The organism is Enterobacter sp. K510 (assembly GCF_055804875.1).
The window spans coordinates 300,321-320,976 of record NZ_JBNRLQ010000002.1 but is presented as its reverse complement, the minus strand read 5'-3'; the positions used below and the strand labels follow the sequence as shown (position 1 = coordinate 320,976).

23 protein-coding genes and 2 tRNA genes are annotated in these 20,656 nt (G+C 56.2%); 20 read left to right on the top strand and 5 right to left on the bottom strand.

All coding sequences use genetic code 11. The annotated features are described in order from the left end of the window. Window positions 1-105 precede the first annotated feature (105 nt). From fliF to rcsA, 14 genes are all read left to right on the top strand, one after another. Window positions 106-1,791 carry a flagellar basal-body MS-ring/collar protein FliF gene (gene fliF, locus ACQUTD_RS04040; protein ID WP_072568921.1) on the top strand — a complete coding sequence of 562 codons (1,686 nt, stop codon included), beginning with the start codon at window positions 106-108 and terminating at the stop codon, window positions 1,789-1,791. Beyond that, window positions 1,784-2,779, top strand: a complete 996-nt coding sequence (gene fliG, locus ACQUTD_RS04035; protein ID WP_072568922.1) for a flagellar motor switch protein FliG — start codon at window positions 1,784-1,786, stop codon at window positions 2,777-2,779. The genes fliF and fliG overlap by 8 nt, the downstream gene beginning before the upstream one ends. Continuing rightward, window positions 2,772-3,485, top strand: coding sequence for a flagellar assembly protein FliH (fliH, locus tag ACQUTD_RS04030; protein WP_473273811.1), 714 nt, complete (start codon window positions 2,772-2,774; stop codon window positions 3,483-3,485). Before fliG ends, fliH begins: the two co-directional genes overlap by 8 nt. Further along, window positions 3,485-4,855 (top strand): flagellar protein export ATPase FliI, encoded by a 1,371-nt coding sequence (gene fliI, locus ACQUTD_RS04025; RefSeq protein WP_072568924.1) that lies wholly within the window; start codon window positions 3,485-3,487, stop codon window positions 4,853-4,855. Before fliH ends, fliI begins: the two co-directional genes overlap by 1 nt. Before the next feature lie 18 nt (window positions 4,856-4,873). Then, window positions 4,874-5,317: a flagellar export protein FliJ gene (fliJ, locus tag ACQUTD_RS04020; RefSeq protein WP_072568925.1), complete on the top strand. Its 444-nt coding sequence runs from the start codon at window positions 4,874-4,876 to the stop codon at window positions 5,315-5,317. Then, entirely contained in the window at window positions 5,314-6,576 is a 1,263-nt protein-coding gene (fliK, locus tag ACQUTD_RS04015; RefSeq protein ID WP_473273810.1) for a flagellar hook length control protein FliK, read from the top strand. Before fliJ ends, fliK begins: the two co-directional genes overlap by 4 nt. 105 nt (window positions 6,577-6,681) lie before the next feature. Next, the gene (fliL, locus tag ACQUTD_RS04010) at window positions 6,682-7,152 is read left to right on the top strand and encodes a flagellar basal body-associated protein FliL (protein ID WP_072568927.1); all 471 of its coding nucleotides are present in this window, start codon (window positions 6,682-6,684) and stop codon (window positions 7,150-7,152) included. Window positions 7,153-7,156: 4 nt separating this feature from the next. Beyond that, window positions 7,157-8,161, top strand: a complete 1,005-nt coding sequence (gene fliM, locus ACQUTD_RS04005) for a flagellar motor switch protein FliM (protein ID WP_072568928.1) — start codon at window positions 7,157-7,159, stop codon at window positions 8,159-8,161. After that, window positions 8,158-8,574 (top strand): flagellar motor switch protein FliN, encoded by a 417-nt coding sequence (gene fliN / locus ACQUTD_RS04000; protein WP_072568929.1) that lies wholly within the window; start codon window positions 8,158-8,160, stop codon window positions 8,572-8,574. The genes fliM and fliN overlap by 4 nt, the downstream gene beginning before the upstream one ends. A 2-nt stretch (window positions 8,575-8,576) precedes the next feature. Next, window positions 8,577-8,951: a flagellar biosynthetic protein FliO gene (gene fliO / locus ACQUTD_RS03995; protein WP_072568930.1), complete on the top strand. Its 375-nt coding sequence runs from the start codon at window positions 8,577-8,579 to the stop codon at window positions 8,949-8,951. Next, window positions 8,951-9,688 (top strand): flagellar type III secretion system pore protein FliP, encoded by a 738-nt coding sequence (fliP, locus tag ACQUTD_RS03990; RefSeq protein WP_318376190.1) that lies wholly within the window; start codon window positions 8,951-8,953, stop codon window positions 9,686-9,688. Before fliO ends, fliP begins: the two co-directional genes overlap by 1 nt. Window positions 9,689-9,699: 11 nt before the next feature. Continuing rightward, window positions 9,700-9,969 (top strand): flagellar biosynthesis protein FliQ, encoded by a 270-nt coding sequence (gene fliQ / locus ACQUTD_RS03985; protein WP_072568932.1) that lies wholly within the window; start codon window positions 9,700-9,702, stop codon window positions 9,967-9,969. A gap of 8 nt (window positions 9,970-9,977) precedes the next feature. After that, a complete protein-coding gene (fliR, locus tag ACQUTD_RS03980; protein WP_072568933.1) occupies window positions 9,978-10,772 on the top strand; it encodes a flagellar biosynthetic protein FliR in 795 nt (264 codons plus the stop codon). A 284-nt stretch (window positions 10,773-11,056) separates the two neighbouring features. After that, window positions 11,057-11,680 carry a transcriptional regulator RcsA gene (gene rcsA / locus ACQUTD_RS03975; protein ID WP_318376191.1) on the top strand — a complete coding sequence of 208 codons (624 nt, stop codon included), beginning with the start codon at window positions 11,057-11,059 and terminating at the stop codon, window positions 11,678-11,680. A 37-nt stretch (window positions 11,681-11,717) separates the two neighbouring features. On the opposite strand, the gene dsrB is transcribed toward rcsA, so the two are convergent. Next, entirely contained in the window at window positions 11,718-11,909 is a 192-nt protein-coding gene (gene dsrB, locus ACQUTD_RS03970) for a protein DsrB (protein WP_199775934.1), read from the bottom strand. A gap of 128 nt (window positions 11,910-12,037) precedes the next feature. Between dsrB and ACQUTD_RS03965 the strand changes: the two genes are divergently transcribed. Together ACQUTD_RS03965 and ACQUTD_RS03960 are read left to right on the top strand one after the other, a co-directional pair. Next, the gene (locus tag ACQUTD_RS03965; protein ID WP_473273809.1) at window positions 12,038-12,262 is read left to right on the top strand and encodes a DUF2525 domain-containing protein; all 225 of its coding nucleotides are present in this window, start codon (window positions 12,038-12,040) and stop codon (window positions 12,260-12,262) included. A gap of 313 nt (window positions 12,263-12,575) precedes the next feature. After that, window positions 12,576-13,391 (top strand): mannosyl-3-phosphoglycerate phosphatase-related protein, encoded by an 816-nt coding sequence (locus ACQUTD_RS03960; protein ID WP_473273807.1) that lies wholly within the window; start codon window positions 12,576-12,578, stop codon window positions 13,389-13,391. Here ACQUTD_RS03960 and dgcQ read toward each other — a convergent pair. After that, window positions 13,370-15,040, bottom strand: a complete 1,671-nt coding sequence (gene dgcQ / locus ACQUTD_RS03955) for a cellulose biosynthesis regulator diguanylate cyclase DgcQ (RefSeq protein WP_473273806.1) — start codon at window positions 15,038-15,040, stop codon at window positions 13,370-13,372. The genes ACQUTD_RS03960 and dgcQ overlap by 22 nt on opposite strands. Before the next feature lie 66 nt (window positions 15,041-15,106). Further along, the gene (locus ACQUTD_RS03950) at window positions 15,107-16,018 is read right to left on the bottom strand and encodes a DUF808 family protein (RefSeq protein ID WP_318364700.1); all 912 of its coding nucleotides are present in this window, start codon (window positions 16,016-16,018) and stop codon (window positions 15,107-15,109) included. Between the two features lie 179 nt (window positions 16,019-16,197). On the opposite strand from ACQUTD_RS03950, the gene yedA reads away from it, so the two are divergent. Then, the gene (gene yedA, locus ACQUTD_RS03945) at window positions 16,198-17,109 is read left to right on the top strand and encodes a drug/metabolite exporter YedA (RefSeq protein WP_473273804.1); all 912 of its coding nucleotides are present in this window, start codon (window positions 16,198-16,200) and stop codon (window positions 17,107-17,109) included. On the opposite strand, the gene ACQUTD_RS03940 is transcribed toward yedA, so the two are convergent. Then, window positions 17,099-17,569 (bottom strand): DNA mismatch endonuclease Vsr, encoded by a 471-nt coding sequence (locus ACQUTD_RS03940; protein WP_473273803.1) that lies wholly within the window; start codon window positions 17,567-17,569, stop codon window positions 17,099-17,101. The genes yedA and ACQUTD_RS03940 overlap by 11 nt on opposite strands. A gap of 516 nt (window positions 17,570-18,085) precedes the next feature. On the opposite strand from ACQUTD_RS03940, the gene ompC reads away from it, so the two are divergent. Then, window positions 18,086-19,249, top strand: a complete 1,164-nt coding sequence (gene ompC / locus ACQUTD_RS03935; RefSeq protein ID WP_473273801.1) for a porin OmpC — start codon at window positions 18,086-18,088, stop codon at window positions 19,247-19,249. A gap of 173 nt (window positions 19,250-19,422) precedes the next feature. On the opposite strand, the gene ACQUTD_RS03930 is transcribed toward ompC, so the two are convergent. Further along, window positions 19,423-19,512 (bottom strand) — tRNA-Ser (locus ACQUTD_RS03930). A 93-nt stretch (window positions 19,513-19,605) separates the two neighbouring features. Here ACQUTD_RS03930 and mtfA point away from each other — a divergent pair. Together mtfA and ACQUTD_RS03920 are read left to right on the top strand one after the other, a co-directional pair. Then, window positions 19,606-20,403: a DgsA anti-repressor MtfA gene (gene mtfA / locus ACQUTD_RS03925; RefSeq protein WP_072568943.1), complete on the top strand. Its 798-nt coding sequence runs from the start codon at window positions 19,606-19,608 to the stop codon at window positions 20,401-20,403. Between the two features lie 100 nt (window positions 20,404-20,503). After that, window positions 20,504-20,579: transfer RNA gene (locus tag ACQUTD_RS03920), tRNA-Asn, on the top strand. Window positions 20,580-20,656 lie beyond the last annotated feature (77 nt).

The window sequence follows — 20,656 nt, the reverse complement described above, 5'->3', positions numbered from 1 at the left end:
TGACTCCGCCATCAACATGGAACTTTTGTCGTGTTTGCCGACCCGGGAGTCTGTTTTGCTTCATTACACGAATAACGCCGTCCACCCAGAGTTAAGAGGTGCGCAATGAGTGCGACTGCAACGACTGCATCACAAAATAAATCTCTCGAGTGGATGAACCGCCTGCGCGCGAACCCCAAAATCCCTTTAATGGTAGCGGGCGCTGCGGCTGTGGCCATCATCGTCGCCATGGTGCTGTGGGCGAAACAGCCGGATTACCGCACGCTGTACAGCAACTTATCCGATCAGGATGGGGGCGCGATCGTCACCCAACTGACGCAAATGAACATCCCCTATCGCTTCTCTGAAACCGGCGGCGCGCTGGAAGTCCCCGCGGACAAAGTGCATGAACTGCGCCTGCGCCTGGCTCAGCAGGGCCTGCCGAAAGGCGGCGCGGTCGGTTTTGAACTGCTCGATCAGGAAAAATTCGGCATCAGCCAGTTCAGCGAGCAGGTGAACTACCAGCGCGCGCTGGAAGGCGAGCTGGCGCGGACTATCGAAACCCTCGGTCCGGTCAAAGTCGCCCGTGTGCATCTGGCGATGCCGAAACCGTCGCTGTTCGTGCGCGAGCAAAAATCCCCCTCCGCCTCCGTGACCGTGAATCTCGAACCGGGCCGCGCGATGGACGAAGGTCAGATCAGCGCCGTGGTACACCTGGTCTCCAGCGCCGTCGCCGGACTGCCGCCGGGCAACGTCACCCTGGTGGATCAGGCCGGTCATCTGCTGACGCAATCCAACACCAGCGGTCGTGATCTGAATGATGCCCAGCTGAAATACGCCGGTGATGTCGAAGGCCGCATTCAGCGCCGCATCGAAGCTATCCTCTCGCCGATCGTGGGTAATGGTAACGTCCATGCTCAGGTTACCGCGCAGATTGATTTTGCCAATAAAGAGCAGACGGAAGAAAACTACCGTCCGAACGGCGACGCGGCGCAGGCCGTACTGCGTTCCCGTCAGATCAATGAAACCGAACAGTCCGGCGGCAGCGCCGGTGGCGTGCCGGGCGCGCTCTCTAACCAGCCTGCCCCGGCCAATACCGCACCGATCACCACGCCTGCGGCGAATAATCAGCAGAACGGTCAGCAGAATCAGAACGCGCAGCAGACCTCCACGGCAGCCAGCAGCGGCCCGCGTAACAGCTCGCGTAATGAAACCACGAACTACGAAGTGGATCGTACTATCCGCCACACCAAGATGAACGTCGGCGATGTCCAGCGTCTGTCGGTGGCTGTTGTCGTGAACTATCGCCAGCTGGCCGACGGCAAACCGCTGCCGCTGACGGCCGATCAGTTAAAACAGATTGAGAACCTGACCCGCGAAGCCATGGGCTACTCGGAAACCCGTGGCGACAGCCTGAACGTGGTCAACTCCCAGTTCAATGCCACCGATGATGGCCTGGCGGAACCGCCGTTCTGGAAGCAGCCATGGTTTATCGACCAGATGCTGTCTGCCGGTCGCTGGTTACTGGTGCTGATTGTGGCGTGGATCCTGTGGCGTAAAGCGATTCGTCCGCAGCTGACCCGCCGCGCAGAAGAAGTGAAAGCAGCCCAGGAAGCGACGCAGAATCGTCAGGAAATCGAAGAATCAGTTGAAGTACGCCTGAGCAAAGATGAGCAGATCCAGCAGCGCCGCGCTAACCAGCGCATGGGCGTGGAAGTCCTCAGTCAGCGTATTCGCGAAATGTCAGATAACGATCCGCGCGTCGTGGCGCTGGTCATTCGCCAGTGGATGAGTAACGAAGAACATGAGTAACCTTACCGGAACTGAGAAAAGCGTCATTCTGTTGATGACGATTGGCGAAGACCGCGCGGCGGAGGTGTTCAAGCACCTCTCCACCCGTGAGGTGCAACATCTGAGTACCGCCATGGCGGGTGTGCGTCAGATCTCCAACAAACAGCTGACCGATGTGTTACAGGAGTTTGAGCAGGAAGCCGAGCAGTTCGCGGCGCTCAACATCAACGCCAACGATTATCTGCGTTCCGTGCTGATCAAGGCGCTGGGCGAAGAGCGTGCTTCCAGCCTGCTGGAAGATATTCTCGAAACCCGCGACACCTCCAGCGGTATCGAAACGCTCAACTTTATGGAGCCGCAGACCGCCGCAGACCTTATCCGCGACGAGCATCCGCAGATCATCGCCACCATCCTGGTGCACCTCAAACGCGGTCAGGCAGCGGATATTCTGGCGCTGTTCGACGAGCGTATGCGTCACGATGTGATGCTGCGTATCGCCACCTTCGGCGGTGTTCAGCCGGCGGCGCTGGCGGAACTGACGGAAGTGCTGAACAGCCTGCTCGACGGCCAGAACCTCAAGCGCAGCAAAATGGGCGGCGTGAGAACGGCGGCCGAAATTATCAACCTGATGAAAACGCAGCAGGAAGAAGCGGTTATTACCGCGGTGCGCGAATTCGACGGCGAGCTGGCGCAGAAAATTATCGACGAGATGTTCCTGTTCGAAAACCTGGCGGAAGTGGACGATCGCAGCATCCAGCGCCTGTTGCAGGAAGTGGATTCCGAGTCGCTGCTGATCGCCCTGAAAGGTGCCGAACAGCCGCTGCGCGAGAAATTCCTGCGCAACATGTCGCAACGTGCGGCAGATATTCTGCGCGACGACCTCGCCAACCGTGGTCCGGTGCGTCTGTCTCAGGTGGAAAACGAACAGAAAGCCATCCTGCTTATTGTGCGTCGTCTGGCGGAAACCGGCGAGATGGTGATTGGCAGCGGCGAGGATACCTATGTCTAACGAACTGCCATGGAAAGTCTGGAAGCCGGAAGATCTGGCGATGCCGTTATCCGAATTCGTGCCCGCCACCGTGCGTGCTGACGCGAAAGAGGATGACGAGGACGTCGTCGAAGAAGAGATCTCCGAGGAGCAGAAACGTCAGCAACAGCTGGCGCAGATGCAGATGCAGGCCCATGAGCAGGGATATAACGCCGGTCTGGCAGAAGGCCGCAGGATCGGTCAGGAACAGGGTTATAAAGAAGGCCTCGCCCAGGGCCAGGAACAGGGTCTGGCGCAGGCCCATCAGCAACAGGCCCCGCTGCATGCCCGCATGCAGCAACTGGTCAGTGAATTTCAGTACACCCTGGACGCCCTTGACAGCGTTATCGCCTCGCGCCTGATGCAGATGGCGCTGGAAGCCGCGCGTCAGGTGATCGGCCAGACCGCCTGCGTGGATAACAATGCGCTGATCAAACAGATCCAGACGCTGTTGCAGCAGGAGCCGCTGTTCAGCGGTAAACCGCAGCTGCGCGTGCACCCGGACGATTTACAGCGTGTTGAAGATATGCTGGGCGCAACGCTCAACCTGCACGGCTGGCGTTTGCGCGCCGATCCGACCCTGCACCCTGGCGGCTGCAAAGTCTCCGCCGATGAGGGCGATCTGGACGCCAGCGTGGCGACGCGCTGGCAGGAACTGTGCCGCCTTGCGGCGCCGGGAGTTGTCTGATGACCGCACGCCTGACCCGCTGGCTGAACACGCTGGATAATTTTGAAAGCAAAATGGCGCAGCTGCCTGGCGTGCGCCGTTATGGTCGTCTGACCCGCGCCACCGGTCTGGTGCTGGAAGCCACCGGCCTGCAACTGCCGCTGGGCGCGACCTGCATTATTGAGCGTCAGGACGGTAACGAAACCCGCGAAGTGGAAAGCGAAGTGGTCGGTTTTAACGGCCAGCGCCTGTTCCTGATGCCGCTGGAAGAAGTGGAAGGCATCCTGCCCGGCGCCCGCGTGTATGCGCGTAACGCCAGCGGCGATGGCCTGCACAGTGGTAAACAGCTGCCGCTCGGCCCGGCGCTGCTCGGGCGCGTGCTGGACGGCAGCGGTAAACCGCTCGACGGTCTACCCGCCCCGGACACCACCGAAACCGGCGCGCTGATCACCCAGCCGTTCAACCCGCTGCAACGTACCGCTATTGAACACGTGCTGGATACCGGCGTGCGCCCGATCAACGCCCTGTTAACCGTGGGCCGTGGTCAGCGTATGGGGCTGTTCGCCGGTTCCGGCGTGGGTAAATCCGTGCTGCTCGGCATGATGGCCCGTTACACCCAGGCCGATGTGATCGTCGTCGGGCTTATCGGTGAACGTGGTCGCGAAGTGAAAGATTTTATCGAGAACATTCTCGGTGCCGACGGTCGTGCGCGTTCGGTAGTGATCGCCGCCCCCGCTGACGTCTCTCCCCTTTTGCGTATGCAGGGGGCAGCCTATGCCACGCGCATTGCGGAAGACTTCCGCGATCGCGGTCAGCATGTGCTGCTGATTATGGATTCCCTGACCCGTTACGCCATGGCGCAGCGTGAGATCGCGCTGGCGATTGGCGAGCCGCCCGCCACCAAAGGCTATCCGCCGTCGGTGTTTGCCAAACTTCCGGCGCTGGTGGAACGCGCGGGTAACGGCATCCACGGCGGCGGCTCGGTCACGGCCTTTTATACCGTATTGACCGAGGGCGACGATCAGCAGGATCCGATCGCCGACTCGGCGCGCGCCATCCTTGACGGCCATATCGTGCTGTCGCGCCGTCTGGCGGAAGCGGGCCACTATCCGGCCATCGATATTGAAGCCTCCATCAGCCGTGCCATGACCGCGCTGATTTCTGAACAGCATTACGCCAAAGTGCGCACCTTTAAACAGTTACTGTCGAGCTTCCAGCGTAACCGCGATCTGGTCAGCGTGGGGGCCTATGCGCGCGGCAGCGACCCAATGCTGGATAAAGCCATCGCCCTGTGGCCGCAGCTTGAAGCTTTCCTGCAACAGGGCATTTTTGAACGTGCCGGCTGGGAAGATTCGATTCAGGCGCTGGATCTGATTTTCCCGTCAGCATAAGCAACGTGAGGTTCCTTTATGACGCAACATAGCGCATTAGCGACGCTAAAGGATCTGGCAGAAAAAGAAGTCGAGGACGCCGCCATTACCCTCGGGGATATGCGTCGCGCCTGCCAGCAGGCTGAAGAGCAGCTCAACATGCTGATGGATTACCAGAACGAGTACCGTAATAACCTCAACGTTGACATGACCCAGGGCATCGGCAGTCAGCGCTGGCAGAACTACCAGCAATTTATTTCAACATTAGAAAAAGCCATCGAACAGCACCGTCTTCAGCTGACGCAGTGGGCCAATAAAGTGGATCAGGCGTTAACCTGCTGGCGTGAAAAAAAACAGCGGTTGCAGGCGTGGCAAACCTTACAGGATCGGCAATCCGCTTCAGCATTGCTGGCGGAAAACCGGCTTGACCAGAAAAAAATGGACGAGTTTGCGCAGCGCGCATCATTGAGGAAAATTGAATGATCTCTTTGCCAAAACTGGTAATGACCGATGCAGAAGCCCCGACTTCCGGGCTGATGACCGGGAAAGCGGACACCGGCGCGCAGGATTTTATGGCGCTGCTGACCGGCGCAATTTCCGGCACGCCGGTTGAGGGTGAAGGCGCGTCACTGTCGCTGGCTGATTTACAGGCAGCGGGCGCGACGCTTCAGAAAGGTTTGCTGAGTAAGGACACCGGCGAGGCGGATCTGCGCTCTCCGGCGGCTAAGCTTGCGGATATTCTGGCGCGTCAGACGGTACAGGAAGAGGCGCTGACAGAAGACGCCTCGCAGGCGCAGGGCGTAACGCCGCTGCTGACCAGCGGCCTGAAATCCGACAGCCTGGCGCTGCTCAATAAAACCGTGAAAGCCGACGACACAGAGACGGCAAATCTTAGCGAAGAAGAGATCGCCAGCCTTAGCGCACTGCTGGCGATGCTGCCTCATCAGCAAAATGCCCAGACCGCAGCACCTGTTACCACAACCGGCACCGCCGCTTCCGCCGCCGTGACGACCGCTGCCGGCAGCCGCACGCTGAACCTGGCCGCCGCCGATCCCCGTGGCAACGCGTTAACCGACACGGCGGATGCCGCAGCCGGTCAACCCTCCCATAAAGACGCGGGCGCGGCGCTGAACGCACAATTGCCAGGCGCTGACAGCGCGCAGCAAGCCGCCGCCCCGGTAGCCGCTAACGCCGCCAAAGCCGATGCGCAGGCGGCGATCCATGCCGTGAATACTACGGTCAGCGCTGCTCCGGCCGTCAGCACCGCCGCGCCAGCGCAGGCCAGCCTGCCGGTTGCCGCTCCGGTGATCAGCGCGCCGCTCGGCAGCAGCGAGTGGCAGCAGACCATCAGCCAGAACATCACACTCTTCACCCGTCAGGGCAAACAGAGCGCTGAACTGCGTCTGCATCCGGAAGATCTGGGCCAGGTGCAGATCAACCTGAAGCTGGATGATAACCAGGCTCAGATTCAGATGATGTCGCCGCACAGCCATGTGCGCGCGGCGCTGGAAGCCGCCTTGCCGACGCTGCGCACCAGCCTTGCGGAAAGCGGTATTCAGCTGGGTCAGAGCAGCATCAGCAGCGAAAGCTTCACCGGTCAGCAGCAGTCGTCTTCCCAGCAGCAGGCGTCCCGCGGCAGCAATCGCGGTGATTTCGGCGCTGAAGATGATGACGCTCTGGTGGTGCCTGCCAGCCTGCAATCCGCCGCGCGCGGCACGGGTTCGGTAGACATCTTTGCCTAAACGCAAAAGGTAGCGTGATTATCTCCGTCTTTTCCACCCTTTGACGGACGGCAGACACGGGATAATCACTCTATCAGCAGTACCGAAACAGGAAGCTTGTAACAGATGACTGACTCCGCCATTCCCAAAAAAAGTAAGCGTGGGATCTGGATCCCGCTGTTGGTGTTAATCACCCTCGCTGCGTGCGCCACCGCTGGATACAGCTACTGGCGTATGCAACAGCATCCGGCAGACGCCAGCGTAAAAGCAGAATTACCGCCGCCTCCGGCACCGGTCTTCTTTGCTCTCGATACCTTTACCGTGAACCTGGGCGACGCCGATCGGGTGTTGTACGTGGGGATCACCCTGCGTCTGAAAGATGACGCGACCCGTACCCGTTTGAGCGAATATCTTCCGGAAGTGCGTAGCCGCTTACTGTTACTTTTCTCGCGCCAGGATGCGTCACAACTGGCGACCGCAGAAGGCAAGCAGAAACTCGTGGACGCGATTAAAGATACGCTCTCTTCGCCGTTAGTCGCCGGGCAACCGAAGCAGGAAGTGACTGACGTTCTTTATACAGCTTTCATTTTGCGGTAAAGACATGGGCGACAGTATTCTCTCTCAGGCTGAAATCGATGCGCTGCTCAACGGCGACAGCGATAGTAACGATGCTCCAAAACCCGGTGAGGGTTTTGAGAGCGAAATTCGCCCTTATGATCCCAACACTCAGCGTCGCGTGGTGCGAGAGCGTTTACAGGCGCTGGAGATCATTAACGAACGTTTTGCGCGTCAGTTCCGTATGGGGCTGTTTAACCTGTTACGTCGTAGCCCGGATATTACCGTCGGCGCGATCCGTATTCAGCCGTATCACGAGTTTGCGCGTAACCTGCCGGTACCGACAAACCTTAACCTGATCCACCTGAAACCGTTACGCGGCACCGGGCTGTTTGTGTTTTCCCCAAGCCTGGTATTTATCGCCGTGGATAACCTGTTTGGTGGCGATGGCCGCTTCCCGACGAAAGTGGAAGGCCGTGAATTTACCCATACCGAGCAGCGCGTGATCAACCGCATGCTGAAGCTGGCGCTGGAAGGCTACAGCGATGCATGGAAAGCGATCCACCCGCTGGACGTGGAATATGTACGTTCGGAGATGCAGGTTAAATTTACCAACATCACCACGTCGCCGAACGATATTGTCGTCAATACCCCTTTCCACGTGGAAATCGGTAACCTGACGGGCGAGTTTAATATCTGTCTGCCCTTCAGCATGATTGAGCCGCTGCGTGAAACCCTGGTTAACCCGCCGCTGGAGAACTCCCGCAACGAGGACCAGAACTGGCGCGATAACCTGGTACGTCAGGTTCAGCACTCTGAGCTGGAGCTGATCGCAAACTTCGGCGATGTACCCCTGCGTCTGTCGCAGATCCTGAAACTGCAACCCGGTGACGTGTTGCCGATCGAAAAACCCGATCGCATCATTGCCCATGTGGACGGTGTGCCTGTGCTCACCAGCCAGTACGGCACGATTAACGGCCAGTACGCCCTGCGTGTAGAGCATTTGATCAACCCGATCTTGAATTCGCTGAATGAGGAACAGCCCAAATGAGTGACATGAACAATCCGTCCGATGAAAACAACGAAGCAATGGACGATATCTGGGCTGATGCGTTAAACGAACAGAAAACCACCACCAGCAGCAAAAGCTCCGCCGATGCGGTGTTCCAGCAGTTTGGCGGCGGCGATGTCAGCGGCACCTTACAGGACATCGATCTGATTATGGATATTCCGGTCAAGCTGACCGTGGAGCTGGGCCGTACCCGCATGACCATCAAAGAGCTGCTGCGCCTGACGCAGGGTTCCGTGGTGGCGCTGGAAGGTCTGGCCGGTGAGCCGCTGGATATTCTGATCAACGGTTATCTGATCGCACAGGGCGAAGTTGTGGTGGTGGCGGATAAATACGGCGTGCGTATTACCGACATCATTACCCCGTCTGAGCGTATGCGTCGCCTGAGCCGCTGAGTATGAAAACCCAGGCAACCGTTGCCCATCCTTCTGCCGTACCCGGTTCGCCGCTGCTACAGGTCAGCGGCGCACTGCTGGGCATTATCGCCCTGATCCTGGTGGCGGCATGGGTGGCGAAACGCGTGGGCTTTGCCGGTAAAACCGCAAGCGCACGCGGCCTGAAGGTCAGCGCCAGCACCACCGTCGGCCCGCGCGAGCGCGTGGTGATCGTCGACGTGGAAGACGCCCGTCTGGTGCTGGGCATTACCGCGTCGAACATTTCCCTGTTACACACCCTGCCGCCCGCCCAGCCGGAGCCGGAAGGTCTGAAAGAGAACACCCCGGATTTCCAGGCCGTGTTGAAGAATTTGCTCAAGCGTTCCGGGAGATCCTGATGCGCCCTTTGTTATCCCTTGCGCTGGCTGGCTTAGTGCTGGTTGCGCCCTCTGCGTTTGCCCAGCTGCCGGGTCTGATCAGCCAGCCGCTTGCCGGTGGCGGCCAGAGCTGGTCGCTGCCGGTGCAGACGCTGGTGTTTATCACCTCGCTCACTTTCCTGCCTGCCATTCTGCTGATGATGACCAGCTTTACGCGCATCATCATTGTGTTCGGCCTGCTGCGTAACGCGCTGGGTACGCCCTCCGCGCCGCCAAACCAGGTGTTGCTGGGTCTGGCGCTGTTTCTGACCTTTTTCATTATGTCTCCGGTGATCGACAAGATTTATACCGAGGCGTACCAGCCGTTTTCCGAGAGCAAAATCTCCGTCGACGTGGCGCTGGAAAAAGGCGCGCAGCCGTTAAAAGAATTTATGATGCGGCAGACCCGCGAAGCGGATCTGGCCCTGTTTGCCCGGCTGGGGAATACCGGCCCGTTACAGGGCCCGGAAGCGGTGCCGATGCGTATTCTGTTGCCGGCTTATGTCACCAGTGAACTGAAAACCGCTTTCCAGATCGGCTTTACCATTTTCATTCCGTTTTTGATTATCGATCTGGTTATTGCCAGCGTCCTGATGGCGCTCGGCATGATGATGGTGCCCCCGGCGACCATTGCGTTACCCTTCAAGCTGATGCTGTTCGTGCTGGTTGACGGCTGGCAGCTGCTGGTGGGATCGCTGGCCCAGAGCTTCTACAGTTAAGGAATGGCACTATGACGCCTGAATCGGTCATGATGATGGGCACCGAGGCGATGAAAATCGCCCTTGCCCTGGCTGCGCCGCTGCTGCTGGTTTCGCTGGTTACCGGTCTTGTGATCAGCATTTTGCAGGCGGCAACGCAGATTAACGAAATGACGCTGTCGTTCATTCCAAAAATCATCGCGGTGGTGGTGGCTATCGTGGTGGCCGGGCCGTGGATGCTGAATTTACTGCTCGACTATATGCGCGGTCTGTTTAATAACATCCCGTACATCATCGGATAACGCCTGAGATGCTGCACGTCACCAGCGACCAGTGGCTGCACTGGCTAAGTATGTATTTCTGGCCGCTGCTGCGCGTGCTGGCGCTGATCTCCACCGCCCCTATTCTGAGCGAACGCACCGTGCCCAAGCGCGTTAAGCTTGGCCTGGGGCTGGTGATCACCTTTGTGATCGCCCCCTCGCTGCCCGCAAACGACGTCACCATCTTCTCCGCCAATGCCCTGTGGCTGGCGCTACAGCAGATTTTGATCGGCATTGCGCTGGGTTTTACCATGCAGTTCGCTTTTGCCGCCATCCGCACCGCAGGGGAGCTTATCGGCCTGCAAATGGGTCTGTCCTTCGCCACCTTCTTTGATCCCGCCAGCAACCTGAATATGCCGGTGCTGGCGCGCTTTATGGATCTGCTGGCGCTGCTGCTGTTTCTGACCTTTGACGGTCATCTGTGGCTGATTTCGATGCTGGTGGATACCTTCCATACGCTGCCGGTGGGCAACAACCCCATTAATACCAACGCGTTTCTTGCGCTGGCACGGGCTGGCGGCCTCATTTTTATCAATGGTCTGATGCTGGCGCTGCCGGTTATCACCATGCTGCTGACGCTCAATATGTCCCTTGGCCTGCTGAACCGTATGGCGCCGCAGCTTTCTGTTTTCTCTATTGGTTTTCCCATCACGCTCAGCGTCGGCATTCTGCTGATGGCTTTACTGATGCCCCTTATCGCGCCCTTCTGCGAACATTTATTCAGCGAAATCTTCAATCTGCTGGCGGATATTGTTGGCGAGCTGCCGCAAAATACTAATCCATAATATTAGTGCAGTTTTCCTGAGGTTATTCCTAAAAATTTATTGCAGGCACATCTACCAGGATATAACTGGCGCGGCTTATTTGTTTTTACCCTCTTCACATAACTAAACATTTACTTTACTTTAAGATGATTCCTGGCAAATTATACGTAACTTTACGGGATAGTAAGTTCGCCTGAAAGTCTTGTGTTGCTCAAACGCTTTTTAGATTATTTTCATCCGGTTGGCTGATCGTACAGCATTCAGGCAGGGGTGAATTATCGTTACGCATTGAGTGAGGGTATGCCATGTCAACGATTATTATGGATTTATGCAGTTATACCAGGTTGGGATTAACCGGATACCTGACAAGCCGGGGAGTAAAAAAGCGAGAAATCAATGATGTACAGACTGTTGATGAGCTTGGATCTGCCTGCGAGGCGCTAAAACCCGCTGTGGTATTTATTAATGAAGACTGCTTTATTCATGACCAGGAACTGAGCCTGCAAATTAAGCAAATCATTAATCAGTATCCGAAAACAATGTTTATCGTGTTTATGGCAATTGCTAATATCCACTTTGATGAATACCTGCTGGTACGCAAAAACTTATTAATTAGTTCAAAATCGATTAAGCCTGAATCTCTGGACGACATCCTCGGTGGTTGTCTGAATACGGAGTCAAAGGGCGCGGGTTCCATTAATCTCCCTACACTCTCTTTAAGCCGTACTGAATCCAGTATGCTGAAAATGTGGATGTCCGGGCAGGGAACCATTCAAATATCAGATCAAATGAATATTAAAGCGAAAACGGTATCATCACATAAGGGTAATATTAAAAGAAAAATAAAAACGCATAATAAGCAAGTGATCTATCACGTGGTGCGTCTCACCGATAATGTGACCAACGGTATTTTCGTCAACATGCGGTGAGAGGGTAAGCGGGCGCTCCCCTCCCCCGCCGGAGGGTTTACTGTTCCTGCTTCTCAACAAATATCCCGTCCGGGTGCCCAAGTTCATTAAAGAACCAGATGCCTAACGGGTAGTCCTCAAGGGATACCAGATACATGGTGCCCTCACTGAACGGCTCGATGGCCAGAACCACTCCCGGACGGCGAGGACCCCCGTCCGTTTTCACCGTAACCTTATCGTTTACCTTCATTTTCATCCTCCTGAATGCATTTTTGCCAGTGTAGATCAAATCCGCTGTTCTGACAGTGTTCATCTGCCTTATTGCTGCTTTTCTCCACCGTCTATACTTAGGCTGTCGGGGTGAAAGAGGTAACGGCAATGAAAAGCGATCACGGCACTAAACCTTCTGGCGAAGGTGAAATCAACGTTGACGCTCTGCTGGCCGCCATCAATGAAATCAGCGAAAGCAATATTCATCGTATAGACAGCGATGACGGACAACGAGTGAGCGTTGACGGGCGCGATTATCATACGTGGCGGGAGCTGGCGGAGGCATTTGAGCTGGATATTCGTGATTTTAGCGCATCAGAACTGAACCGCTGACATCAGGATATAAAAAAACCCGGCCTGGGGAGGCCGGGTTAAAGCTTGCGATTGCAAGAAGCACTTGAAAATTCGTTACACCAGGAAATCTGATGCGGGAGAGACTGTATCTACTATTGATATAGCTGACAAGGATATATTTACATTGGTAATAATTCACTAACATAGAATTCATGAAGGTTATAATTGGCAATGTCGCGCGGCAGAAGACTTGCGGCGCTGCATCCCTGACAAAAAGCCTTACAAACCTTCACAGTATTTGAGAGTTTTCTTAGCCCTGCACCATTTTATTCTGACTACAGGAGCCGCTTTTATGCCAGCCCTTCACGACCCGCTACTGATTTTCACCGACCTCGATGGCACCCTGCTGGACAGCCATACCTGGGACTGGCAGCCCGCCGCCGAATGGCTGAGCCGCCTTGGACAGCAGCAGATCCCGGTCATTTTATGCAGCAGCAAAACCGCCGCCGAAATGATGGCGTTGCAGAAAAGTCTTGGCTTACAGGATCTGCCTTTTATTGCCGAGAACGGCGCGGTGATCCATCTGGATACGCACTGGCAGGATCACCCCGATTTCCCGCGACTGATTAACGGCGCGTCCCATGACGAGGTGGTACAGGTTCTGACCCGGTTACGCGAGCAGCATGGCTTCAAATTCACCCTGTTCAGTGAACTGGAAGACCGGGTACTGGCGGAGGTCACCGGCCTGACACCTACCCAGGCGGGCCTGGCGCGGCTGCACGAGGCTTCTGAGACGTTAATCTGGCGCGACAGCGATGAACGCATGAACGACTTCCGCAACGCCCTGGAAGGCCTCGGACTGCGTTTTATGCAGGGGGCGCGTTACTGGCATGTACTGGATCAGCGCGGCGGTAAAGACCAGGCCGTAAACTGGCTGACCAGTCAGTACCGTCAGCGCGATGGTCATCCCCATACCACTATCGGGCTTGGGGATGGCCCCAACGACGCCCCTTTGCTGGATAACGTCGATTTTGCGGTGGTGGTGAAAGGCCTTAACCGCGACGGCGTCACGCTCACGAAGGACGATCCCGCGCGCGTGTATCGTACGACGTTAAAAGGCCCGGCAGGCTGGCGCGAAGGGCTGGATCACTGGCTTGGCGATTCCTGATCTTCATCGCTGGCGCATACCTGATTGCGCCCGCTGCGCTTGGCACGGTAAAGCCGATTATCGGCGATGGACTGCAACATCTCAAAATTGGTCATCTCATCGGCCACGCCGCTGCTGACACCCAGCGACGCGGTCATCCTTAAGGTACGGCCTTTCGGCAGCAGGATCTCTTTCGCGGCGATGCGCGCCCGGATACGTTCAGCCAGGGCCTTCGCCTGCGCCAGCGTGCTGTCCGGCAAAATCACGCAGAACTCTTCTCCGCCCACGCGTCCCGCCGCATCAGCGGATCCCAGCGTGTTTTCTATCAGCCGCGCCACGTGCGCCAGCACCCGATCGCCCGCCTGGTGTCCGTGACGGTCATTGACCTGTTTAAAGTGGTCGAGGTCAATCTGGATCACCGATAACGGCTCGCCGGTTTGCTGGCTGTGCGCGGTAAGTTTTTTCGCCTGCTCAAACAGCCCACCGCGGTTGCTCAGGCGCGTCAGGGGATCGTGCCAGGCCTGCCATCGCAGGGAGTTTTGCATCTGGTACATATTGCGCACCATACGGCGGATCACCATCCATGACAGCAGCACCATGGTGGTGAACAGCAGCCAGAGCAGCGCAATCACAATGCTGATGGTGCCAAAATCGCCATCCAGACCGGCGCTCAGGGAGTGAATACGGATCAGTACGCCGTCGAAATGGCGGAGGTTTTGCCAGCTGACAAACTGGCTGCCGAGATGCAGATTACCGGTGGTCTCATGGGCGACTGCCTGTAACAGCTCATGCCGATCTGCCTCGCTGAACGCTTCCGGCGCGGCATCGTTATTCGTCGAGGCGGTGATTAACCTGAACTCGCTGTCATAGAGCTGATACTCGCCCTGGTCTTCATCGGTAAGGGAGTCTTCCAGTTGCTTCTTAAGCAGGACCACCGGGAACTGTAGCGCAATGGTGCCGTACCAGTAATCCTGATGGTCGAGCGGAATGCTGGCGGTGACGTAAGCGCCCTTATCGCCGGTATGGGCAAACCAGCGCACATTGCGTTCGTGATTATTATGTTGCGACTGACCGCTGAACCAGGACGAATTAATGATCCTCTGGTAGCGGGTAACGATATCATCGGTGCCTGGCGGAGCGCTGGTTGAAAGAAAATAGCCCGCGCGGGAGACGTACATCGCGCGTTCCGGCGCCACCGGATAGACCGAAGAGAGGCGCATCATATAGCCCATTTCCAGCGCGGCAGTCATTTCATAATTCAGGGCGGGAATATCGCGGCTCAGCAGCGGATGGCGGCGGACAAAGTCATCGCCCACGCCGTTCAGCGCCAGCGTACGCCGGGCGTCTACATCAATCTGCCAGAACGGCTGCTGGCGGACGGTGGAAAAATCATGTTGAACATTGTTGAGGACATCAAAAGCGAGCGGGGTTTGCATCGCGGTCTGCATACTGTTGCGATAGAACAGCAGCAGATTCACGCCGGTCTGCAACTGTCGATCCAGCGCAGAGGCGGCTTTATCCAGCGTGGTCTGCTGGCTGGCGGCATAGGCATCTTCCAGCACCACGGCCTCGCGCCAGGTGAGCAAGGTTGAGCTAATCAGCACGAAAGCAAAACAGAGGTTAACGATCCGCGCGGGATCAAAAGAGTGGCGCAACTTTTTTAACAGCACTACGAGTTTCCTGAATGTCATAAGTTGTGCCGGTAAATCTGCCCGGCAGCGCCGGGCAGGAGAGGATTAATGCGCCGCACCGCGTAACCGCGCGGCAGCTTTTACCACCGCCACAACGGCCAGGCCAATCACAAAGCCCAGCACTAAATTTGCCAGCATCGGTAAGGTTGCCTGCACCACCGCGCCGTGCGCGGCAGCCGCGTGTTCAATGGCATGGTGCAGCGGGGCGATACCGTGCACCACGATCCCGCCCCCCACCAGAAACATCGCCAGCGTACCGATGATGGAGAGCGCTTTCATCAGCCAGGGGGCAACCACCAGCAGGCCCTTGCCGACAGATCTTGCCACAGCACCGGGTTTCTCCGCCAGCCAGTAACCCACATCATCCAGTTTGACGATCACCCCGACGAGGCCATAAACGCCGATGGTGACCACCAGCGCGATACCCGACAGCACCAGAACCTGATTAAGCAGCGGCGCATCGGCCACAATACCCAGCGTGATGGCGACGATTTCTGCCGAGAGAATAAAATCGGTGCGGATCGCCCCTTTTACTTTATCGCGCTCAAAGGTTTTCGGATCCTGCGCGGCGATGGCGTCGAGACGCTGCTGTCGCGCTTCCGGCGTCTCTTTGTGCTTACGGGCATGCAGAGTATGCAGTACCTTTTCAACACCTTCAAAACATAAAAATGCCCCGCCCACCATCAGCAGCGGCGTGATCGCCCACGGAATAAAGGCGCTGATCAGCAGCGCCAGCGGTACCAGGATCACCTTGTTGAGCAGCGATCCTTTCGCCACGCTCCATACCACCGGCAGCTCGCGGTTAGCGCGCACGCCGGACACCTGCTGCGCATTGAGCGACAAATCATCGCCGAGCACGCCCGCCGTTTTTTTCGCCGCCAGTTTGCCCATCACCGAGATGTCATCCAGTAAAGTGGCAATATCGTCCAGTAAGGTTAATAAACTACTTCCCGCCAAAATACATTCCTTCTCTTTTTTGTTGATATAACAATGAGTATGGAGCATAAACGCCCGGCGCGAAATGCCCGGCGTAAAGTCAACAAAAAATTAACATTACCCTGACGAGTAAATGACTCGCCAGCTAACTACTTTTGTCGTTTACTGTAAGCCTTCTTACTGTTCCGCCGTGAGGGCGTATGCGTTTCAGGCTGCTTTTACCGCTTATTGGTTCTCTTTTCGCGCTTTATATTATCTGGGGTTCCACCTACTTTGTTATTCGCGTCGGGGTCGAAAGCTGGCCGCCGCTGATGATGGCGGGCGTCCGCTTTCTGACGGCGGGCGTGCTGCTGATGACCTTCCTGCTGATCCGCGGGCATCGACTGCCGCCGCTGCGCCCGTTGCTTAACGCCGCGCTGATCGGCGTGTTACTGCTGGCGGTGGGCAATGGCATGGTCACCGTCGCCGAGCACCAGAACGTGCCGTCGGGGATCGCCGCAGTGGTGGTGGCGACGGTGCCGCTGTTTACGCTCTGCTTCAGCCATTTTTTTGGTATCCGGACCCGCAAACTGGAGTGGCTTGGCATTGCCATTGGCCTGTGCGGCATTGTGCTGCTCAACAGCGGCGGCAACCTGAGCGGGAATCCGCTGGGCGCGGTCATGATCCTGATCGGCTCCCTGAGCTGGGCATTCGGCTCGGTTTATGGGTCGCGCATTGAACTGCCGGTCGGCATGATGGCGGGGGCGATTGAAATGCTGGCGGCGGGTGTTGTGCTGCTGGCGGCGTCTTTCTGTAGCGGGGAGACGCTGACCGCTCTGCCGACGCTGTCAGGCTTTGTCGCGGTGGGTTATCTGGCCATTTTTGGCTCGATTATCGCCATCAGCGCCTATATGTACCTTATCCGCAATACCACCCCGGCGGTGGCCACCAGCTACGCCTATGTGAATCCGGTGGTGGCGGTGCTGCTCGGCACCACTTTCGCCGGTGAAGTGCTGTCGCCGGTAGAGTGGCTGGCGCTGGGGATTATTATTCTTGCGGTGGTGCTGGTCACCCTCGGGAAATACCTGTTCCCTGCCCGGCCGGTGGTGGCCTCCTGTGAGATCAGGAAATAGTCTGTATTCCCTGCGTATCGATCTGCTCGGCCTCGCCGCCGCCGCAGATCCACTCCTCCAGCCGCACGCTTAACCTTTCATCGCTCAGCTTCTGCCGCCCGCGCAGGGCGCACTCCCACACCACCAGTACCCGCCAGCCGTCCGCGCGCAGCTGCGTCAGATCGCGCCTGTCGCGCGCAACGTTCTGGCCGATCTTCGCCAGCCAGAAATCGGTACGCGTCGCAGGGACTTTAAACAGATAACAGTTATGGTGATGCCAGAAACAGCCGTGGGTGAAGACAACGCAGTGGTAATCATCAATCACAAAATCCGGGCGGCCGGGCAGCGTGGCGTCCTGCACGTGAAACGCCAGCCCGAGGTCGGTGAGTAATGCGGCCAGCCGCTGTTCAATGGCCGTGTCATGCGTGCCGATGGCACGCATATTTTTACTGCGCGTCGCTTTGTCATGCACATCCGCCATCGCCCTCTCCTTTATTGTCGGCTATAGCGCCAGTTTAGCAGCCGCTGCGAGGTGGCTCACAAAAGATAAAGAGTATTGCGGGCAGGATTCTTTTTATGTCATTATTTCGCCGTTATTAACCTGCATGACTTTTAAATTCCTTCATTTCGTTATCATGCTAATGTCTTACATTGCCAGCCTGTCCGGGCTGGCTTTTTTTTCTTCAAACCTTAATATATTCTTTATATCAATTTATATATCAGCGTTTATAAACCTGATGAATAGCAATAACACAAAACACACATTAAATTAATCAGACTGCAATCATATAAATTCGGTGAATTATTATAGGTTATTGATATTCATAAGATAAATACCGCCCAACAGAGAAACAAATTGCAATATATAATATAATTTACTTACACCTTTCTTTTAAAAAAATATGAACTTTATAGAATAGTATCGGGACTGTGATTTAATCTGAAATCACATACATTCATATAAATTATTATTCATATGATGCAAAGGGATTAAATAATGAAAAGAAAAGTACTGGCAATTATTGTGCCCGCCCTGTTAATGGCTGGCGCGGCTAACGCGGCTGAAATTTATAATAAAGACGGCAATAAACTGGACCTGTACGGTAAAGTTGATGCCCGTCATACGTTCTCTGATAACCCGGGCGATGATGGCGATGAAACCATCATGGAACTGGGTTTCAAAGGCGAAACCCAGATTAACAGCGGCCTGAGCGGTTACGGTCAGGTGCTGCTGAAAACCATGGCAAGCGACACCGAAGGCCGCGACAACACCTTCGCTAAGCTGGCATTCGCCGGTCTGCGCTCCAGCGATTTTGGCTCCTTCGACTATGGCCGTAACTACGGCGTGGTGTACGACGTTGAAGCCTGGACCGATATGCTGCCGGTATTCGGCGGCGATTCCTACACCTGGACCGACAACTTTATGGTTGGCCGTGCCAACGGCGTAGCCACCTACCGCAACACTGATTTCTTCGGCGCGGTTGAAGGCCTGAACTTTGCGCTGCAATACCAGGGTAACAACGAAGGTAGCAACACGAACGAAGATCAGGAAGGCACCAAAAACGGTCACGATGATGTGCGCTTCCAGAACGGCGACGGCTTCGGTCTGTCTTCATCCTATAACTTCCAGGGCGCGCTGGAAGGACTGAGCCTGGGCGCGGCTTATGCTACATCTGACCGTACTAACGAGCAGGTTGCGGCGGGTGGATTGAACGATCGTTACAGCAAAGCTGCTGGCGGCGATAAAGCAGACGCCTGGACCTTTGGCCTGAAGTACGATGCTTATAACCTGTATCTGGCGATGATGTATGCTGAAACCCACAACATGACCCCTTACGGTGATGAGGGTATCGCAAACCACACGCAAAACTTTGAAGCGGTGGCCCAGTACCAGTTCGACTTCGGTCTGCGTCCGTCCCTGGCGTGGGTTTACTCCAAAGGTAACGACCTTGGCGGTAATAACACCAAACACGGCACTGACTATGTTGACCAGGATCTGGTGAACTACATCGAAGTGGGCGCGACCTACTATTTCAACAAAAACATGTCCACCTATGTTGATTACAAAATCAACATGCTGGATGAAGATGACAGCTTCTACAAAGATAACGGCATCGCCACGGATGACGTGGTCGGCGTTGGTCTGACTTACCAGTTCTGATAACCGCTTGTGCTAAAGCCCGCCCCTGTGCGGGCTTTTTTATGCCTGCAATTTGAGACTAAAGCGGTAGCAAGATATGGGCGGGCAGACTACTATCCGGGTTCTGCAGGAATAAAGGATTTTCTCAACGGGACGTCGGTCACTGAAACGAAACGGGATAAGTGATTGAATAATGGCGGAGAGAGGGGGATTTGAACCCCCGGTAGAGTTGCCCCTACTCCAGTTTTCGAGACTGGTCCGTTCAGCCGCTCCGGCATCTCTCCGTTCTGATGGTTGCCATCATGCCAGGTTCTTTGGCATTTTAACAGACCCTGTCCCTGCAATTGTGTTCAAGTGACGAGTTTGCGAGCAAAGCGATGATTAAATGGCCCTGGAAAGCAAATGAAACGGCACGGACTCTGGCGCTCCCCTGGGAAAATGCGCTTGCCGTCCCGATGTTATCGACTCTGACCCCGGAGGAACAAAACCGGCTGGTTCAGCTTGCCGATCGCTTTTTGCAGCAAAAACGCCTGGTCGCGCTGCAGGGGCTGGAGCTGGATGAGCTGAAAAGCTGTCGTATCGCCCTGCTCTTCTGCTTACCGGTGCTGGAACTGGGCATCGAATGGCTCGACGGTTTTCACGAAGTGCTGATCTATCCTGCGCCTTTTGTGGTGGACGACGAATGGGAAGATGATATCGGGCTGGTGCACAGTCAGCGCATGGTGCAGTCAGGGCAAAGCTGGCAGCAGGGGCCGGTGATCTTAAACTGGCTCGACATTCAGGATTCGTTCGACACCTCCGGCTTTAACCTGATTATTCATGAAGTGGCGCATAAGCTGGATACGCGCAACGGCGACCGCGCCAGCGGCGTGCCGCTGATCCCCCTGCGCGAAGTGGCTGGCTGGGAGCATGATCTGCACGCCGCCATGAACAACATTCAGGATGAAATCGACCTGGTGGGCGAAAGCGCGGCCAGCATTGATGCCTACGCCGCCACCGATCCCGCAGAATGTTTCGCCGTGCTGTCGGAATATTTCTTCAGCGCGCCTGAGCTGTTCGCTCCGCGTTTCCCGGCGCTGTGGCAGCGTTTCTGCCAGTTTTACCGTCAGGATCCGCTGGCACGGCTGCGCGGCAATAGTACTGCTGTTAACGATGAACCGCCTTATGTTCACTGAAACAGCAATTTGAGCTAATATTCGCCAGTTGAATCAGCAAGTTAAATTTGCTGTTGACACAAATATCGGGGGCAAGTAGTATTCGCCCCGTTCACACGATTCCTCTGTAGTTCAGTCGGTAGAACGGCGGACTGTTAATCCGTATGTCACTGGTTCGAGTCCAGTCAGAGGAGCCAAATTCGAGAGCCCCGCTCAGGGAAACCTGAGCGGGGTTTTTGCATTTCCGCCGCAGCCAATTCCTTGTTTTTCATTT

Bases quoted from the DNA above. Each gene is read 5' to 3' on its own strand.
- fliN (WP_072568929.1), top strand. From the start codon at position 8,158: ATGAGTGACATGAACAATCCGTCCGATGAAAACAACGAAGCAATGGAC.
- fliK (WP_473273810.1), top strand. From the start codon at position 5,314: ATGATCTCTTTGCCAAAACTGGTAATGACCGATGCAGAAGCCCCGACT.
- rcsA (WP_318376191.1), top strand. From the start codon at position 11,057: ATGTCAACGATTATTATGGATTTATGCAGTTATACCAGGTTGGGATTA.
- yedA (WP_473273804.1), top strand. From the start codon at position 16,198: ATGCGTTTCAGGCTGCTTTTACCGCTTATTGGTTCTCTTTTCGCGCTT.
- fliR (WP_072568933.1), top strand. From the start codon at position 9,978: ATGCTGCACGTCACCAGCGACCAGTGGCTGCACTGGCTAAGTATGTAT.
- fliO (WP_072568930.1), top strand. From the start codon at position 8,577: ATGAAAACCCAGGCAACCGTTGCCCATCCTTCTGCCGTACCCGGTTCG.
- fliM (WP_072568928.1), top strand. From the start codon at position 7,157: ATGGGCGACAGTATTCTCTCTCAGGCTGAAATCGATGCGCTGCTCAAC.
- ACQUTD_RS03940 (WP_473273803.1), bottom strand. From the start codon at position 17,569: ATGGCGGATGTGCATGACAAAGCGACGCGCAGTAAAAATATGCGTGCC.
- ompC (WP_473273801.1), top strand. From the start codon at position 18,086: ATGAAAAGAAAAGTACTGGCAATTATTGTGCCCGCCCTGTTAATGGCT.
- mtfA (WP_072568943.1), top strand. From the start codon at position 19,606: ATGATTAAATGGCCCTGGAAAGCAAATGAAACGGCACGGACTCTGGCG.
- ACQUTD_RS03965 (WP_473273809.1), top strand. From the start codon at position 12,038: ATGAAAAGCGATCACGGCACTAAACCTTCTGGCGAAGGTGAAATCAAC.
- fliF (WP_072568921.1), top strand. From the start codon at position 106: ATGAGTGCGACTGCAACGACTGCATCACAAAATAAATCTCTCGAGTGG.
- fliQ (WP_072568932.1), top strand. From the start codon at position 9,700: ATGACGCCTGAATCGGTCATGATGATGGGCACCGAGGCGATGAAAATC.
- fliJ (WP_072568925.1), top strand. From the start codon at position 4,874: ATGACGCAACATAGCGCATTAGCGACGCTAAAGGATCTGGCAGAAAAA.
- fliG (WP_072568922.1), top strand. From the start codon at position 1,784: ATGAGTAACCTTACCGGAACTGAGAAAAGCGTCATTCTGTTGATGACG.
- fliI (WP_072568924.1), top strand. From the start codon at position 3,485: ATGACCGCACGCCTGACCCGCTGGCTGAACACGCTGGATAATTTTGAA.
- ACQUTD_RS03960 (WP_473273807.1), top strand. From the start codon at position 12,576: ATGCCAGCCCTTCACGACCCGCTACTGATTTTCACCGACCTCGATGGC.
- dsrB (WP_199775934.1), bottom strand. From the start codon at position 11,909: ATGAAGGTAAACGATAAGGTTACGGTGAAAACGGACGGGGGTCCTCGC.
- fliH (WP_473273811.1), top strand. From the start codon at position 2,772: ATGTCTAACGAACTGCCATGGAAAGTCTGGAAGCCGGAAGATCTGGCG.
- fliP (WP_318376190.1), top strand. From the start codon at position 8,951: ATGCGCCCTTTGTTATCCCTTGCGCTGGCTGGCTTAGTGCTGGTTGCG.
- fliL (WP_072568927.1), top strand. From the start codon at position 6,682: ATGACTGACTCCGCCATTCCCAAAAAAAGTAAGCGTGGGATCTGGATC.